A 16,224-nucleotide genomic window follows, 5' to 3' on the forward strand; every position below is an offset into this window, starting at 1 on the left:
CTTAAACCAGCTTCCGGCCCGCTTCGTCGATGACCGAGCCGATGTCCTCGACCTCTTCCGGCAGGATCATCTCGTTGTGCGCCTTGCCCGAGGGGATCATCGGCAGGCAGTTCTCCAGCTTGGCGACCCGGCAGTCGAAGATCACCGGGCGCGGCGTGTCGATCATCTCCTGGATCTTCGCATCCAGCTCTGCCGGGTCCTCGCAGCGGATGCCGACGGCGCCGTAGGCCTCGGCCAGCTTCACGAAGTCGGGCAGGCTCTCGCTGTAGGACTGGCTGTAGCGCTCGCCGTGCAGCAGCTGCTGCCACTGGCGGACCATGCCCATCCATTCGTTGTTTAGGATGAAGATCTTGATCGGCAGGTTGTACTGAACCGCCGTCGAGATCTCCTGCATGGTCATCTGGATGCTGGCCTCGCCGGCGATGTCGATGACCAGGCCGTCCGGATGCGCCAGCTGGGCGCCGACGGCGGCAGGCAGGCCGTAGCCCATGGTGCCCAGGCCGCCGGAGGTCATCCAGCGGTTGGGCTCCTCGAAGCGGTAGAACTGGGCGGCCCACATCTGGTGCTGGCCGACCTCGGTGGTGATGTAGGCGTCGCGGTCCTTGGTCAGGGCGTACAGTCGCTCGATCGCGTACTGCGGCTTGATGACCTCGTCGGAGGCCGCGTATTTGAGGCACTGGCGGGCGCGCCAGGCGTCGATCTGGGTCCACCAGTCGTCCAGGGCCTGGCGGTTGGCCGCGTAGCCGGCCTCCTTCCAGGCCGCGATCAGGTCGTCCAGCACGCTGCCAGCGTCGCCGACGATGCCGACGTCGACGCGGACGTTCTTGTTGATCGACGACGGGTCGATGTCGATGTGGATCTTCTTGCTGCCCGGCGAGAAGGCGTCCAGGCGGCCGGTGACGCGGTCGTCGAAGCGGGCCCCGACGCAGATCATCACGTCGCAGTCGTGCATGGCGTTGTTGGCTTCGAACGTCCCGTGCATGCCGACCATGCCCAGCCAGGCCGGATCGGCCGCCGGGAAGGCGCCCAGGCCCATCAGGGTCGAGGTGACCGGCGCGCCGGTCATGGCCGCGAAGGCGCGCAGGCTCTCGGCCGCCTTCGGACCGGCGTTGATCACTCCGCCGCCGGTGTAGAAGAGCGGCCGGCGGGCCTGGGCGATCATCCGGGCCGCCTCGGCGATGCGGGTCGCGTCGCCCTTGGTGCGCGGCGCGTAGCCGTGACCGAAGCGGACCTCCGAGGGCGACTGGTAGGCGCCCTTGGCGAACTGGACGTCCTTGGGGATGTCGATCAGCACGGGTCCGGGGCGGCCGCTGGTGGCGATGTGGAACGCCTCGTGGATGATCCGCGGCAGGTCGGCGACGTCCTTCACCAGGTAGTTGTGCTTGGTGCAGGCGCGGGTGATGCCGACGGTGTCCGCCTCCTGGAAGGCGTCGGTGCCGATCAGATGCGTCGGGACCTGGCCGGTGAAGACGACCATCGGGATCGAGTCCATCAGGGCGTCGACGATGCCGGTGATGGCGTTGGTCGCGCCCGGCCCGCTGGTGACCAGGACCACGCCCGGCTTGCCGGTCGAACGGGCGTAGCCCTCGGCCGCATGGGTCGCGCCCTGCTCGTGACGGACCAGGATGTGGCGCAGCCGCTCGCCGTGGGCGGCGCCGTCGTTGAACAGGGCGTCGTAGATCGGCAGCACCGCGCCGCCCGGATAGCCGAAGAGGGTGTCGACGCCCTGGTCGATGAGCGCCTGGACCACGATCTCGGCGCCGGTCATCTCGCGAGCGGCGGTCTGGGCGAAGGTCTTGGCGGTGGTCGGGGCGGTCATGTCGGGTCTCGGATCGGGCAGGGCGGGCGAAAACGGGCAATAAAAAAGGCCCGCTGGAGGGGCCTGAACGTGCAGCGACCGGCGACGACGCGACGGTCATGTCGCGCCGAGGTCGGCCGCTAGGTAAGTACGATGGTCGCGCTACGCACGATGATTGCTCCAAATCGTTGCTGGAGCCAATGCCACGCTAATCGGATGGGGTCAAGCGCGGGTTGAGCGCAAGGAATTGCCTCCAGGCGACGTCCGGCGCGGTTTCGTCGATCCGCGGCCAGTCCGGGGTCTGGTTGCGCAGCCAGGTCAGCTGCCGCTTGGCGTAGCGGCGGGTTTCCTGGCGGGCGAGGGCGGAGGCCTCGTCCAGCGGAAGCTCGCCGCGCAGATGGGCGCCCAGTTCGCGCACGCCGACGGCCTTCATCACCGGCAGGTTCGGGTCCAGCCCGCGCGCCAGCAGCGCCCGCGTCTCCTCCAGCGCGCCTCCGGCCAGCATGGCGTCGAACCGGGCGTCGCAGCGGGCGTAGAGGGCCTCGCGCTGCGGTTCGATCACGACGGCCGACCAACTGCCCGGCTCCAGCCCCGGCGCGGTGTCGGCCTGCCAGGTGGTGAGGGGGCGTTTCGTCGCCTCGAACACCTCCATCGCCCGGGTCAGCCGCATGCGATCGCCCGGGGCGATGCGGCCCTCGGCCTTGGGATCGACGACGGCCAGCAGCTCGCGGAACCGCGCCTCGCCCAGCGTATCGAACATGTCCTCGGTCGCCCGACGCACGGCGGCGGGCGTCGGCGGGATCTCGGCCAGGCCCTCGGTCAGGGCCTTCAAATAGAGGCCGGTGCCGCCGACCACGACCGGGATCCGGCCGCGCGCGCGGATGTCGTCCAGCAGGGGCAACGCCGCCCGCGCCCAGCGGCCGACCGACCAGCCGTCGGCCCCGTCGGCGACGCCGAACAGGTGGTGCGGGGCGCGGGCCTCCTCCTCGCCGGAGGGGCGGGCGCTCAGCGCGCGCAGGTCGGCGTACAGCTGCAGGGCGTCGGCGTTGACGACCTCGCCGCCCAGGGTCTCCGCCGCGCGCAGGGCGAGGGCGGACTTGCCGCTCGCGGTCGGCCCGGCGATGAGCAGGATCGTCATGCTGGCGGCTTACGCGAACCGCGCGGGACACGCCACTGGTTCCCATCCCGGCAAATCCACGCTAGGCGGCGCGCATGAGCCTCGCCGTCACCCTCGTCGCCGCCCGCCCCGAAGACCTGCCCGCCGCGCTGGAGGTCGTGGAGCTGGCGCTGCAGGGGATCGACGCCCCGGCGTCCGCGCCGGACCTGCTGGGGCCGAACGCGGCCGACCTGATTGTGCGCAGCGATCACCGCGCCCTGGTCCGCGAGCGGGCCGAGCAGGCGCTGGCCGGCCGCGCGGTCGACGTCTGTGTCCAACTCGCGGAGGGGCGCCGCAAGAGGCTTCTGGTCGCCGACATGGACAGCACCATCATCGGCTGCGAGTGCATCGACGAGCTGGCCGACTTCGCCGGGGTGAAGGCCGAGGTCGCCGAGATCACCGAACGGGCCATGCGCGGCGAGCTGGCCTTCGAGGGCGCCCTGCGCGAGCGGGTCGGCAAGCTGAAGGGCCTGGCCCTGACCGCGCTGCAGGCCTGCTACGAGGAGCGGGTGCGGCTGAACCCGGGCGCAGAGCTCCTCGTGAAGACGATGGCCGGGAAGGGCGCGCGCTGCGTGCTGGTCTCGGGGGGCTTCACCTTCTTCACCGGACGGGTGGCCAAGGCGGCCGGCTTCCACGCCGATCAGGCCAACACCCTGATCGAGGACGGCGCGGTGCTGGCCGGAACGGTCGGCGAGCCGATCCTGGGCCGCGAGGCCAAGCTGGCGGCGCTCCAGGCCGAGGCGGCGGCCCTGGGCCTGACGCCGGCTGACGCCCTGGCCATCGGCGACGGCGCCAACGACCTGGCCATGATCGAGGCGGCCGGCCTGGGCGTCGCCTACCGCGCCAAGCCCGTCGTCGCGGCCCAGGCCGACGCCCGCGTCGACCACGCCGACCTGACCGCCATGCTCTACTTCCAGGGCTACCGGGCGGAGGAGTTCATGAGGGCGTAGGCGGAGGCGACCGCACCCCTGCCACTCCCCGCCGTCATCCTGGATCCAGCAGCCGCGGACCCGGTCCCTGCTCCGCCAGTTCGTCGTAGGGGTTCCTCAGCGGACATTCCTGCAGGGACAGGCAGCCGCAGCCGATGCAGTGGCTCATCTGGTCGCGCAGCCGGACCAGCCTCGTGATCCGGTCGTTCAACTGGTCGCGCCAGGCGGCCGACAGCCGTTCCCAGTCGGCGACCGAGACCGGTCGGTCCTGGGGCAGGGCGCTCATCGCCTCGCTGATCTCCTGCAGCGGGATGCCGGCCTTCTGCGCGGCCTTGATGATGGCGATCCGCCGCAGCACCGACCGCGGATAGCGGCGCTGGTTGCCAGCGCTGCGGCCGCTGCGGATCAGGCCGCGCGTCTCGTAGAAATGCAGGGCGGAGACCGCCACGCCGCTGCGCTCGGCGACTTCGCCGACGCTCAGTTCGCGCATCACCGTCCGGGCGTCCAGGCGACCCATGAATTCCTCGCTTGATCTCAACTTAACTTGAGGTTTTACGACTCCCGCTCCCGAACGCAAATCCGGAGCCTGCGCATGAAGCCGTTGGACCTCGCCCTGCCTGCCGTCATCGTCGAGGCCTCGCCGTCCGAGCGGATGCAGGCCCATCCGTTCGGCCGCAAGGCCACGCTCCTGGCGGTGGCCATGCTGACCATCATGGCGGCGGCCACCATCGCGCCCTCCCTGCCGGCCATCCAGGAGCGGTTCGCCGGTCCGCCGAACGCGACGCTGATGACCCGGCTGCTGGTGACTCTGCCGGGACTGTTCGTCGCCCTCTGCGCGCCGTTCGCCGGGATCGCGGCCGACCGGCTCGGACGACGGCGGCTGCTGTTGGGCGCGGTGCTGCTCTATGGCCTGGCCGGACTGTCGGGGCTGTGGCTGGACAGCCTGCCGGCGATGCTGATCGGGCGAGCGTTGCTGGGCGTGGCGGTGGCCGGGACGATGACGGCGGCGACGGCGCTGATCGGCGACTATTTCGACGACGCCGAGCGCGGGCGTTTCATGGGGCTGCAGTCGACCTTCGTCGGCGTCGGCGGGGTGGTGTTCCTGACCGGCGGCGGCCTGTTATCGGAGCTGCATTGGCGGGCGCCGTTCGCCATCTATGGCCTGGCGCTGCTGTTCCTGCCGGCGATCTGGCTGTTCCTGCAGGAGCCCTCGCGCGCCGTCCGGACCCAGGCCGGACCGACGTCGACCGAGCGTGCGCCCTGGGGCCTGGTCGCCCTGCTGCTGGCCCTGGCGACGATCAACAGCGTGCTGTTCTACATGCTGCCGACGCAGCTGCCGTTCCACCTGCAGGCCATGGGCGAGGTCGCGCCGAGCCGGGCGGGCCTGGCGCTGGCGGCGGTGAACGTGACCGGCGCCCTGGCCGGGCTGGCGTTCGGGCGGATCCGGGCGCGCCTCGGCGCCGTCCCGATCTTCGCCGGCGGGTTCGGGCTGATGGCGGCGGGTTACGGCCTGATCGCCCTGGCGGACGGCTACGGGCTGGTGGTGACCGGCGTGCTGGTGGCGGGGCTGGGGCTGGGCGTGGTCATGCCGAACCTGGGGACAACCCTGCTGGGCGCCGCGCCGGCGGCGGTGCGCGGACGGGTGTCGGGCCTGCTGACGTCGGGGATCTTCCTGGGCCAGTTCCTGTCGCCGCTCGTCAGCCAGCCGCTGATCGACCGCATCGACTTCGTCGGGACGTTCCGGACGTTCGGCCTGGTCCTGGCCGTGCTGGCGCTCGGCGCAGGGCTCGTCACCCTGCGCCGGCGTTCAGCCGCTTAGTTCGCTCCGGGGCCGCGCCCGAAGTACTTGAAGAAGGCGCTGTCGGGCGACAGCACCAGGGTCGCGTCGCCCTGACCCATGGAGGCCTCGTAGGCCTGCATCGACCGGTAGAAGGAGGCGAAGTTCGGGTCCTTGCCGAAGCTGGACGCGAACAGCTTGGCCCGTTCGGCGTCGCCTTCGCCTCGGATGGTCTCGGCCTCGCCGGTGGCGGCCGCGACGATCTCCTTGCGCTTCTGCTCGCCCTCGGCGCGGATGCGGGTGGCTTCCTGCAGGCGGGCGGTGCGCATGCGCTCGAAGACGGCGGTCTGGTTGGCGGCGGGCAGGTCGGCGCGGCGGATGCGGACGTCGATCACCTCGATGCCCAGGCGCGATGTCTGGGCCTGGCGGGCCAGGTTGGCGCGGGTCGCGGCCATCAGCGCGCCGCGCTTGGACGAGATGATCTCTTCCGAGTCGGCGGTGCCGAGCTGTTCGCGCAGAGCCGCGTTCAGGCGCTGCTCCAGGCGGGCCTCGGCGGTCTTGGAGTCGCCTAGGGCGGTGTAGAACCGCTGCGGATCGCTGATGCGGTAGCGCAGGAAGGCGTCGACCACGAGCCGTTCCTTGTTGCCGGCGGTGATCTCTTCCTCGGTGGTCTCCTGGGTCAGGTTGCGCTTGTCGAACAGGATCCGGCTCTCGAAGAACGGGATCTTGACCTTCAGGCCGGGGCCGTCGTCGGCGCCGGGCGCGTTGACCACGCGGACGATCTCGCCGACGCGGATCACCAGCGCCTGGTGGGTCTGGTCGACGACGTAGAAGGTCTGGCTCGCCACCACCAGGACGGCGGCGGCGATGATGCCGTAGAGGGTCAGGCGGCTCTGGTTCATTGGGCCGCTCCCGGGGCTTGCGGAGCCGCGGCGGCGGCCGGCGCGGTCGAGGTCTTGGGACGGAACACGTCGGGCGACAGGACGACCGGGGCGGTCACGCCCTTGCCGTCGATGATCACCTTGTTGGACCGGCTCAGGACCCGCTCCATGGTTTCGATGTACAGACGGTCGCGGGTCACGCCCGGCGCCAGGCGGTACTGTTCGTACACCTGGTTGAAGCGGGCGGCCTCACCGGCGGCCTCGCTGACGACCTGGGCGCGGTAGCCCAGCGCCTGCTGGCGGACCTTGGCGGCCTCGCCGCGCGCGGCGTTGATCGAGGCCTCGGCGTTCTGGCCGGCGGTCGCGACTTCCTGGAAGGCGGCGACGACCTCCTTGGGCGCCTGGGCGTTGCGGATCTGGATGCTGTCGACGATCACGCCGGCGCCGTAGCTGTCGAGCATGCGCTGCATCAGGGCGGCGGCCTCGGCCTGCACCTGGGCGCGGCCGGTGGAGATGATCGGGTCCAGCGCCGTGCGGCCGACGATCTCGCGCATGGCGCTCTCGCCGACGGCCTTCACCGTCGCTCCGGGGTCATCGACGTTGAACAGGTAGCGGCCCGGATTGGACACGCGCCAGTTCACCGCGAAGTTCATGTCGACGATATTCTCGTCGCCGGTCAGCATCAGGCTTTCCTCGAGCACGCTCGCGCCCTGGACGCCGCCGATGTCGGTGGTGCGGATGGTGGTGATGTCGACCTTGCGGGCGTTCTCCACGAAGGGCAGCCGGTACCAAAGGCCCGGGCCGTAGCTGCGGGTCCAGGCGCCGAAGGTGGTCACCACGGCCTCTTCCTTGGGGCCGACCAGAATCACGCCCGAGAGCAGCACCAGGGCGACGAGGCCGCCGCCGGCGATGGTCAGCACACGGCGCGAAGGCAGCGGGCCGCCGGGGCCGCGTCCGCCGCCGCCGCCGGCGCCGCGGAGCCAGGCGCTGAAGCGGCGCTGGATCTCCTCGAAGTCGGGCGGGGTTCCGGGGCCTCCGGAGGGCGGGCGTCGGGGTCCTTGCCCCGTGGGTTTGTCGTCAGGTTCGCCTTTGCCGCCGGAGGGCGGGGGAGAGCCCCAGGGGCCGGGGTTGGCGTTGTCGTTCCAAGGCATGAATTGTGCGTCGCTTTTCCGTCGTGGTTCGGCGGGCTTGCAAGCCGGCGCTGTCATGCGGATATGAGACCCCGCGCCGCACAAGGCAAGCCGATCCCGACATGACGACGTTCCAGACTTCCGCCGACAAAGACGCTGCGCTGCGTGCGCTCGACGCCGTGATTGATCCCCGGACAGGCCAGGGACTGGCCGCGGCCGGGCTGGTCCAGGGGCTGGTCGTCCGCGGCGGACGGGCAGGCTTCATGCTCGAGGTGCCCGCCGACGTCGCCGCCGCCTACGCCCCCGTCCGCGAGGCCGCCGAGCGGGCGCTGGCCGCCCTGCCAGGGATCGAGAAGGCCCAGGTGGTGCTGACGACCTCGGCGGCGGAGGGCGTCACCCGCCAGCGCAAGGGCGCCCGTCTGGCCGGCGATCCCGCCGCCGAGCCCAAGCCGCCGCAGGAGGCCCAGCGTCCCGACCATGTGAAGCGGGTGATCGCCGTGGCCAGCGGCAAGGGCGGGGTCGGCAAGTCCACCGTCTCGACCAACCTGGCCGTCGCCCTGGCCGGTCTGGGCCTGAACGTCGGCCTGCTCGACGCCGACGTCTACGGCCCTTCGGCGCCGCGGATGATGGGGATCGACGCCGATCCGCAGTTCGTCGACGGCAAGCTGCAGCCGCTGGAAGCCCACAGCGTGAAGGTGATGTCGATCGGTTTCATGGTCGACGAGGGCGCGCCGATGATCTGGCGCGGGCCGATGGCCTCGTCCGCCGTGCGCCAGATGGTCCAGGACGTGCGCTGGGGCACGGAGGCCGCGCCGCTGGACGTGCTGGTCGTCGACCTGCCGCCGGGCACGGGCGACATCCACCTGACCCTGGTCCAGAAGCTGGCGGTCGACGGCGTGGTGATCGTCTCGACGCCGCAGGAGATCGCGCTGATCGACGCGCGCCGCGCCGCCGCGATGTTCCAGAAAACGGCGACGCCGATCCTGGGCGTGATCGAGAACATGGCCTTCTTCGCCGATCCGGCGACCGGCGCGCCGATCCCGATCTTCGGCAGCGGCGGCGCCAAGGCCGAGGCGGCGGCTCTGGGCGTGCCAGTGCTGGCCGAGATCCCGATCGAGATCGCGGTGCGGGAGGCCGGCGACAACGGCGCGCCCATCGTTACGCGGGACCAGGGCGGCGCGGCCGCCGAGGCCTTCCGCGCGGCCGCCAGGGCGTTGCTGTAGGTCCGTTCTTCTATTCTCGCGTCATCCTGGCGCTCGTCGCGAGGCCCCACGCGTGACGAGGCAAAGAAAAAGGGCGCGGATCGCTCCGCGCCCTTTCTGTCGTTCGCCATGCTCCCGGGTCCTCGCGACGAGCGCGAGGATGACGGCGTGGGCGTTGCTTAGAACGCCCAGCGGGCGCCGGCGCTCAGCACCACGGCCGAGCCCTCGACCGTGCCCTTCAGGTTCACGGGGGTGGCCAGCGGGGTGCCGCCGTAGACCACGTCCGTGCGGTCGATCGTGCTCTTGTCGAAGCTGATGTAGGACGCGGCCAGGTCGACGCTGAAGCGGTCGTTGAAGGTCTTGGTCGCGCCGGCCGCGAACAGCCACCGGTCGCCGTCCGGCACCCGGGCGCTGCGGCCGATGTCCGGCGTCGGGGTCGGGTCGTACTGGACGCCGGCGCGCAGGGTCCAGTCCGGACGCCACTGGTAGTCGACGCCGACAGCGGCGGTGGTGGTGTCCTCGTAGTTCTGCTCGATCGACTGGCTGCGGCCGGCGGGCAGGGCGACGTGGATCGACTCGAACTCGCTCCAGCCGACGCGCTGGATCTGGGCGTTCAGCGTGGTCTTCTCGCCGAGGCGCCAGCGGGCGCCCAGGGTGGCGATCCAGGGCGTGGTGAAGCTGGCCTGGCCGTCGATCTTCATGTTGGCCGCGGCGGCCGGGCCCAGCAGGCCGCTGACTTCCACCGCGCCGTCGAGCTTGTGCTCGACCTTCGAGCGGTAGCTGGCGCCGATGGTCAGGTCCGGGGTCGGGTGCAGCTGCGCGCCGACGACCCAGCCGGCGTCCCAGCCGTCGCCCCGGAGCTCCTGACGGCCGTCGGCCAGCGCCGGCGACAGGTTCGGCATGGCCGAGGTCAGGGTGGCGTCGCTGTAGACCAGGCTCACGCCGGCGCCGAGGTCGAGCCAGTCGTTGACGTGGTAGCCGACGGTGGCCTGGACGTCGGCGGTCAGCAGGCGCGACTTCAGGGCGTCGTAACGGGTCCAGCTGTCGCCCTTGTAGTAGCTGGTGAAGCTGTAGGGCGAGGCCACCGACAGGCCCAGGGCCACGCGGTCGGTCAGCTTCCAGGCGACGCCGCCCGAGGGCAGCACGCCGTTGTTGATCGGGTCGTCGATCCGGCCGGCGCCGCCGACCGGCGCGGCGGCCTGGCCGGGACGGGTGATGGTGCTGCCGTTGTCGTTGACCTCGGAGTTGACCAGGATCCCGCTGACGCTGCCGTAGACTTCGCTGCGGTCGAGGCCGGCGATGGCGGCGGGGTTCCACCACAGGCTGGCGACGCCCTTGTCGGCGACTTCGCCGGAGTAGGCGCGGCCGGTGCCGCGGGCGGATTGTTCCTGCAGGTAGAAGCCGGCGGCCGACGCCTGCGAAGCGAAGGTCAGAACGCCGACGGCGGCGCCGAGCGCCAGGACGGATTTGGACAGGGTCATGGGGGGAGGACCTTTCGGGGGCGCCCCATGCGGGGCGATTCCGCGTCCATAACGCCGCAATTCGGATAGTGTTGCTATTTTTGCAACAGATATCGTTGCAATCCCAACTGTGTCGGGAAGGTGGCTCGGACGCCTCATGCGTCTTCATGTGGGCTATGAACCGAACTCGCGCAGAAGTCGACTTGCCTGTGGGCTTCCCGTGGCGTCGATTTCGCCATCGAGGATGACGAAGACTGCGGTGGGGCTCGTGAAACGGCCCGTCGAGTACACGGAGTCTTGATCGCCGCCGCGTCGGCTCCCCCAAACGAAAAGCGACCAAGCTCGCTCGATGGTCGTGGACAACATCCGCCCGGCGACGCTTGGCCCTGATCATTCTGGACAACCTCGCCCGTGAGGTCCGCTTGACGACGGACGAGGCCGGTCACTACCTCCACGTTGGCCGCGAGTTCGCCGAGCATGGCGTGGTTCGTCATGGCCGCGCCGAGTACGTCAGCCCGGAAGATCGCACGATCCACACCAACACCATCGAAGGCTATTTCAGCATCTTCAAGCGCGGCATGAAGGGCGTCTACCAGCACGCTTCCAAGCGCCATATGCACCGCCATCTCGCCGAGTTTGACTTCCGCTACAGCAACCGCGCCGCCCTTGGCGTGGACGACGCTAAGCGGGCCGAACTGGCGCTGAAGGGCATGGTCGGCAAGCGCCTGACCTATCGGGGGCCTGATCGGTCAGAAGGCGTCCACGCCTAAGAGGTTGCGGCGCAAGGGCAATCAGCGATGGCGCACAAAGCGGCGTCGCCCGATTGACCCGGACTCGCCCCTGTGAGACGATTCAGTTGGCCTCCGCCGGATGACAAGAGCCCCAACGGGCGCTTCGAAAGATAGTCCGGACCGGAGGCCACTTTCGTTCAGTAGTAGTGCTTCCCGCCGTGCGCCCACATGTCGTACTCGTGGACTACCTTGTCGCGGATCAAGGCGTAGGAGCGAGCGTCCTCGCGCTCCCATTTCCGCTGAATTGCCCAGATGCAGTAGTCGGCGACCTGTAGGCACGGGTCGCTCGCAGATGGCCAGAAGCTGGTCGCCCACTGTCGGCGCCCGATGGTCTGTTGGACTACATCATTCACGGCATCGGTGAAGGCGCCTTGGCCTTTCTTCGTGCCGACCGAAGCGGCCGTAATGTGGAGTTCCTCGCCGGCAGTCAGGTAGTGCTTCTGCGAATGCCGGAAGTGATAGAGCCATCCGTACTTGTAGAAGCGTTCCCTCGATTCCCGGACTTGAGGCTGCGCCTTGGACTTCTCCATGATTGTGGCGTGGATCTGAAACTTGGCGGACTTCAGCAGTTCGAACACTTCGTTCCGAACCGATTGCTTATCTGTAGAGGCATGGAAGTAGTCCCCAAGCGGCATCTTCCGCCATGCCATGTCACGCCGAAGCGCGAGGAGTTCGGTCCCAATGTCGCAGGATTCCAGAACCACTGTGCCTAGGATAAAATAGCGAGGTACGTTGTCCCCGCGTGTGAACGCGAAGTCCCCCGCCTCGTCTGCGAAGAGATAGAGCCGCCCCATGGGCAACACGAAACGCGATAGCGGTGATCAGAGTCAACTGGAGCGGTTCCGCGACCTAGCCCGTGAGCTAGAAGCCGACGAGAGCGAAGAGGCCTTCGAAGCTACGGTGAAGAAGATCGTCCAGGCGCCGAAGCCTGAGAAGACGGACGAAGAGTGAGGGCTATTCTCCTTGCGGCGCTGATCTTCCTTGGCGGATGCGGCGGCCCCAAGCTGAGCGACAGGCAACGCGACGAGGTGTCGGATATCGCTTCAGCGGAGGCGCACGATGCTATGAGCGACTCTTCGAAGGTCTCGGAGCTTGAGGGCCGGATCGACGATCTAGAGGCGCGGCTCGAAGAGTTGGAAAGCCGAGAGCCCGCTCAGGGCTACTAGCCCTGTTTGCAAAGTACATAATTGCCAACGAAAAAGCCCCCTTCCGCCGGGAAGGGGGCTTCTCGGATCGGGGGCTGAAGAGCGGTTTAGCCGCCGGCCATCTTGCGGAAGAACTTCTGGCCCTGCTCGCCGCCGGCGAAGTAGGCCTTCTGACCGGCGTCGTCGGTGATCTTGCCCCAGTTGTCGCGGACTTCCTCGGCCGACAGGCCGCCTTCGCCCAGGTACACGCCCTCGGTCTCGATGATCCGCGACAGGGCGAACACGCCCGCGCCGGCGGTCAGGATGGCGCCCGTGGGGGCTTCGTCCGAGGCCAGGTAGACCACGCCCGGGGTGACGTATTCCGGCTTCAGCTTCTCCAGCACTTCCGGCGGCATCAGGCCCTCGGTCATGCGGGTGGCCGCGACCGGGCTGATGGCGTTGATGTGGACGTTGTTCTTCTGGCCCTCGAGCTTGATGGTGTTCATGAAGCCGATGATGCCGAGCTTGGCCGCGCCGTAGTTGCTCTGGCCGAAGTTGCCGTACAGGCCCGACGACGAGGTCGTCACGACGATGCGGCCGAAGTTCTGGGCCTTCATGATCTCCCAGGCGGCCTTCACCGGCTTGACCGTGCCCATCAGGTGGACGTTCAGCACCAGTTCGAAGTCGGCGATCTCCATCTTGGAGAACGACTTGTCGCGCAGGATGCCGGCGTTGGCGATCAGGATGTCGATGCGGCCCCAGGCGTCCATGGCCTGCTGGATCATCAGGGCGACGCCGGCGTCGTCGGTCACCGACGAGCCGTTGGCGATGGCTTCCCCGCCGAAGGCCTTGATCTCGGCGACCACGGCCTCGGCCGCGGCGGAGCTGCCGCCCGAGCCGTCCATCGAACCGCCCAGGTCGTTGACCACGACCTTGGCGCCGCGGCGGGCGAGTTCGAGGGCGTGCTGACGACCCAGGCCGCCGCCGGCGCCCGTGACGATCGCGACTTTCCCGTCGAAGCGGATGTCGGCCATGTGCGTATTCCCCTTGCGCTGAACGCTCGTTTGATTGTCGTCCGGCGTTTTGCGGCGCAGCAGAGGAGGCGTCAAGCCATGCCCCTAGGGGAAAGGGGCGCGGTCAGGCCCGGCTCCGGCCGAACACCTCCATCAGCTCGGCCACCTTGCGGCGCTGCTCCTCGGCGTCGCCGCTGGCGATCGCGCCCTCGACGCAGTGGGCGACGTGGTCCTTGAGGATCTCCTCCTCGACCTTGCGCAAGGCGGCCTGCACGGCGGCGATCTGGGTGATCACGTCGATGCAGTAGCGGTCCTCGGCGATCATCTTCGACAGGCCGCGCACCTGACCTTCGATGCGGTTCAGGCGTTTCTGGACGGAGGTCTTGTTTTCGCGGTGCATTCTTCAAATACCCCCTGGGGGTGTCTTCCTTATACCCTCTGAGGGTATATATGGCTTGTGAGCGTACATGTAGGGATGTCGTCGCTTTCGGGAGAAGCCCCCCAATGGCCGGCCATGGTCACGACCACCACGATCACCATCATCACGGCGCCCACGGGCATGACGGAAAGCCAGCCGGCGGAAGCTGCTGCGGCGGCCATGGCAAAGCCGCCGACGCCGGCGGCAAGGTCAAGGATCCGGTCTGCGGCATGACCGTCGACCCGGCGACCGCCCAGCACCATGTCGTGCATGAGGGGCGGGACCATTGGTTCTGCTCGGCGGGCTGCCGGACCAAGTTCCTCGCCGATCCCGACAAGCACCTGAACCCCGAGCCCGCGCCGGTTCTGCCGAAGGGAACGATCTACACCTGCCCGATGCATCCGGAGGTCCGCCAGGAGGGACCCGGATCCTGTCCGATCTGCGGCATGGCGCTGGAGCCGGAGATGCCGACGGCCGACGCCGGACCGAACCATGAGCTGGTCGACTTCACCCGGCGGCTGTGGATCGGCGGCCTGCTGACCTTGCCGATCTTCGTGATGGACATGGGTGCGCACCTGTTCGGGCTGCACCTGCCCTGGAGCGGCCAGACGACGGCCTGGATCCAGCTGGTCCTGGCGACGCCGGTGGTGCTGTGGGCGGGCTGGCCGTTCTTCCAGCGCGGCTGGGCCTCGCTGGTCCATCGCAGCCTCAACATGTTCACCCTGATCGCGCTGGGGACGGGGACGGCCTACGTCTACTCCCTGGTCGCGACCCTGTTCCCCGACATCCTGCCGCATACCTTCCGGGGGCACGGCGGGGCGCCGCCGATCTATTTCGAGGCCGCGGCGGTGATCACCGTCCTGGTCCTGCTCGGCCAGGTGCTGGAGCTGCGCGCCCGCGAGAAGACCAGCGGGGCCATCAAGGCCCTGCTGAACCTGGCCCCCAAGACCGCGCTGCGCATCGGCGCCGACGGCGTCGAGACCGAGGTCGGCATCGAGCAGATCCACCCCGGCGACCGCCTGCGGGTGCGGCCGGGCGAGAAGGTCCCGGTCGACGGCGAGGTGGTCGAGGGCCGCAGCCACATCGACGAGTCGATGGTCACCGGCGAGTCCATGCCGGTGCTCAAGGAGACCGGCTCGGCCTTGGTGGGCGGCTCGATCAACCAGACCGGCGGCTTCGTCATGCGGGCCGACAAGGTCGGGGCCGACACCCTGCTGTCGCGCATCGTCCAGATGGTCGCCCAGGCCCAGCGCAGCCGCGCCCCGATCCAGCGTCTGGCCGACAAGGTTTCCGGCTGGTTCGTGCCGATCGTGATCGCCGCGGCCGCGGCCGCCTTCGCCGTCTGGGCCACGGTCGGGCCCGAGCCGAAGCTCGCCAACGCCCTGGTCGCCGCGGTCAGCGTGCTGATCATCGCCTGTCCCTGTGCGCTCGGTCTCGCCACGCCGATGTCGATCATGGTCGGGGTCGGGCGAGGGGCTCAGGCCGGGGTCCTGATCCGCGACGCCGAGGCGCTGGAGCGGCTGGAGAAGGTCGACGTCCTGGTCGTCGACAAGACCGGCACCCTGACCGAGGGCCGACCGGCCCTGACCGGCGTGCGCGCCCACGGCCTCCCAGAGGACGAGCTGCTGCGCCTGGCCGCGAGCCTGGAGCGGGCCAGCGAACATCCGCTGGCGCACGCCGTGGTCGAAGCGGCCAAGGCCAAGGGCCTGGCGCTGGCCGAGGTCTCCGACTTCGACTCCCCGATCGGCAAGGGCGTCATCGGCTTCGTCGACGGCCGCAGCGTCGCGATCGGCGCGGCGCGCTATCTGGACGAGCTGGGCGTTTCAACCGCGGCCCTGTCCGGCGAGACCGACGCCCTGCGCCGCGAGGGCGCGACGGTGGTCTATGTCGCCGTGGACGGAAAGGCGCAGGGCCTGTTGGCGATCACCGACCCCGTGAAGGCGACGACGCCGGCGGCCGTGAAGGCCCTGAAGGCCGAGGGCGTTCGCATCGTGATGATGACCGGCGATAACCGCGTCACCGCCGAGGCGGTCGCCCGCAGCCTGGGCATCGACGAGGTCGAGGCCGACGTCCTGCCCGAACGCAAGGCCGAGGTCGTCCAGCGGCTGCAGCGCGAGGGCGCGGTCGTGGCCATGGCCGGCGACGGGGTCAACGACGCGCCGGCCCTGGCCGCCGCCGACGTCGGCATCGCCATGGGCGCGGGGACCGACGTGGCCATCGAGAGCGCCGGCGTCACCCTGCTGAAGGGCGACCTGACCGGCATCGCCAAGGCCCGCCATCTGTCGCGGGCGACGATGGGCAACATCCGGCAGAACCTGGGCTTCGCCTTCCTCTACAACGCCGCCGGCGTGCCGGTCGCGGCCGGCGTGCTCTACCCCGCGCTGGGCCTGCTGCTGTCGCCCCAGCTGGCGGCCCTGGCCATGGCCCTGAGCTCGGTCAGCGTGATCGCCAACGCCCTGCGGCTGCGCCTGCTGAAGCTGTAACGAAAAAAGGGGACATGTACGCGCCGCGTACGTGTCCCCTTCGAGTTCGGAGGGGACACGCA

General features: G+C 69.5%; 15 protein-coding genes and 1 pseudogene. 7 read left to right on the plus strand and 9 right to left on the minus strand.

Annotated elements, in window-relative coordinates; all coding sequences use genetic code 11:
- Nucleotide 1: 1 nt before the first annotated feature.
- Both CSW64_RS07805 and miaA read right to left on the minus strand, forming a co-directional pair.
- Nucleotides 2-1,819 carry an acetolactate synthase 3 large subunit gene (locus CSW64_RS07805; protein WP_099621580.1) on the minus strand — a complete coding sequence of 606 codons (1,818 nt, stop codon included), beginning with the start codon at nucleotides 1,817-1,819 and terminating at the stop codon, nucleotides 2-4.
- A 187-nt stretch (nucleotides 1,820-2,006) separates the two neighbouring features.
- Nucleotides 2,007-2,936: a tRNA (adenosine(37)-N6)-dimethylallyltransferase MiaA gene (gene miaA, locus CSW64_RS07810; protein ID WP_099621581.1), complete on the minus strand. Its 930-nt coding sequence runs from the start codon at nucleotides 2,934-2,936 to the stop codon at nucleotides 2,007-2,009.
- A 74-nt stretch (nucleotides 2,937-3,010) separates the two neighbouring features.
- Here miaA and serB point away from each other — a divergent pair, with 74 nt between their 5' ends.
- Nucleotides 3,011-3,904, plus strand: a complete 894-nt coding sequence (serB, locus tag CSW64_RS07815; protein ID WP_099621582.1) for a phosphoserine phosphatase SerB — start codon at nucleotides 3,011-3,013, stop codon at nucleotides 3,902-3,904.
- 34 nt (nucleotides 3,905-3,938) lie between these two features.
- On the opposite strand, the gene soxR is transcribed toward serB, so the two are convergent.
- Nucleotides 3,939-4,400 carry a redox-sensitive transcriptional activator SoxR gene (gene soxR / locus CSW64_RS07820; RefSeq protein WP_099621583.1) on the minus strand — a complete coding sequence of 154 codons (462 nt, stop codon included), beginning with the start codon at nucleotides 4,398-4,400 and terminating at the stop codon, nucleotides 3,939-3,941.
- Between the two features lie 75 nt (nucleotides 4,401-4,475).
- Here soxR and CSW64_RS07825 point away from each other — a divergent pair, with 75 nt between their 5' ends.
- Nucleotides 4,476-5,702 (plus strand): MFS transporter, encoded by a 1,227-nt coding sequence (locus tag CSW64_RS07825; protein WP_216361254.1) that lies wholly within the window; start codon nucleotides 4,476-4,478, stop codon nucleotides 5,700-5,702.
- Here the strand turns inward: CSW64_RS07825 and hflC are convergent.
- Complete coding sequence (gene hflC, locus CSW64_RS07830; protein WP_099621584.1) at nucleotides 5,699-6,562, minus strand: protease modulator HflC; 864 nt, start codon at nucleotides 6,560-6,562, stop codon at nucleotides 5,699-5,701. The genes CSW64_RS07825 and hflC overlap by 4 nt on opposite strands.
- On the minus strand, nucleotides 6,559-7,692 hold the full coding sequence (gene hflK, locus CSW64_RS07835) for an FtsH protease activity modulator HflK (protein ID WP_099621585.1): 1,134 nt from the start codon (nucleotides 7,690-7,692) through the stop codon (nucleotides 6,559-6,561). Before hflK ends, hflC begins: the two co-directional genes overlap by 4 nt.
- Nucleotides 7,693-7,793: 101 nt before the next feature.
- Between hflK and CSW64_RS07840 the strand changes: the two genes are divergently transcribed.
- A complete protein-coding gene (locus tag CSW64_RS07840) occupies nucleotides 7,794-8,894 on the plus strand; it encodes an Mrp/NBP35 family ATP-binding protein (RefSeq protein WP_099621586.1) in 1,101 nt (366 codons plus the stop codon).
- Nucleotides 8,895-9,052: 158 nt separating this feature from the next.
- On the opposite strand, the gene CSW64_RS07845 is transcribed toward CSW64_RS07840, so the two are convergent.
- Entirely contained in the window at nucleotides 9,053-10,354 is a 1,302-nt protein-coding gene (locus CSW64_RS07845) for an OmpP1/FadL family transporter (protein WP_099621587.1), read from the minus strand.
- Between the two features lie 319 nt (nucleotides 10,355-10,673).
- On the opposite strand from CSW64_RS07845, the pseudogene CSW64_RS07850 reads away from it, so the two are divergent.
- Nucleotides 10,674-11,103 (plus strand): annotated as a pseudogene (locus tag CSW64_RS07850) (transposase); the annotation flags it as partial.
- A 158-nt stretch (nucleotides 11,104-11,261) separates the two neighbouring features.
- Here CSW64_RS07850 and CSW64_RS07855 read toward each other — a convergent pair.
- Nucleotides 11,262-11,918: a DUF3800 domain-containing protein gene (locus CSW64_RS07855; RefSeq protein WP_099621589.1), complete on the minus strand. Its 657-nt coding sequence runs from the start codon at nucleotides 11,916-11,918 to the stop codon at nucleotides 11,262-11,264.
- On the opposite strand from CSW64_RS07855, the gene CSW64_RS21970 reads away from it, so the two are divergent.
- Nucleotides 11,917-12,075 carry a hypothetical protein gene (locus CSW64_RS21970; protein ID WP_172448495.1) on the plus strand — a complete coding sequence of 53 codons (159 nt, stop codon included), beginning with the start codon at nucleotides 11,917-11,919 and terminating at the stop codon, nucleotides 12,073-12,075. The genes CSW64_RS07855 and CSW64_RS21970 overlap by 2 nt on opposite strands.
- Nucleotides 12,072-12,290, plus strand: a complete 219-nt coding sequence (locus tag CSW64_RS07860) for a hypothetical protein (protein ID WP_099621590.1) — start codon at nucleotides 12,072-12,074, stop codon at nucleotides 12,288-12,290. Before CSW64_RS21970 ends, CSW64_RS07860 begins: the two co-directional genes overlap by 4 nt.
- Nucleotides 12,291-12,376: 86 nt before the next feature.
- Here CSW64_RS07860 and CSW64_RS07865 read toward each other — a convergent pair whose 3' ends face one another.
- Together CSW64_RS07865 and CSW64_RS07870 are read right to left on the minus strand one after the other, a co-directional pair.
- A complete protein-coding gene (locus tag CSW64_RS07865; RefSeq protein ID WP_099621591.1) occupies nucleotides 12,377-13,282 on the minus strand; it encodes an SDR family NAD(P)-dependent oxidoreductase in 906 nt (301 codons plus the stop codon).
- Between the two features lie 103 nt (nucleotides 13,283-13,385).
- Nucleotides 13,386-13,661 (minus strand): metal-sensitive transcriptional regulator, encoded by a 276-nt coding sequence (locus CSW64_RS07870; protein WP_099621592.1) that lies wholly within the window; start codon nucleotides 13,659-13,661, stop codon nucleotides 13,386-13,388.
- Between the two features lie 104 nt (nucleotides 13,662-13,765).
- On the opposite strand from CSW64_RS07870, the gene CSW64_RS07875 reads away from it, so the two are divergent.
- Nucleotides 13,766-16,162 (plus strand): heavy metal translocating P-type ATPase, encoded by a 2,397-nt coding sequence (locus tag CSW64_RS07875; RefSeq protein ID WP_099621593.1) that lies wholly within the window; start codon nucleotides 13,766-13,768, stop codon nucleotides 16,160-16,162.
- Nucleotides 16,163-16,224 lie beyond the last annotated feature (62 nt).

This window comes from Caulobacter mirabilis, from assembly GCF_002749615.1.
GTDB lineage: Bacteria > Pseudomonadota > Alphaproteobacteria > Caulobacterales > Caulobacteraceae > Caulobacter > Caulobacter mirabilis.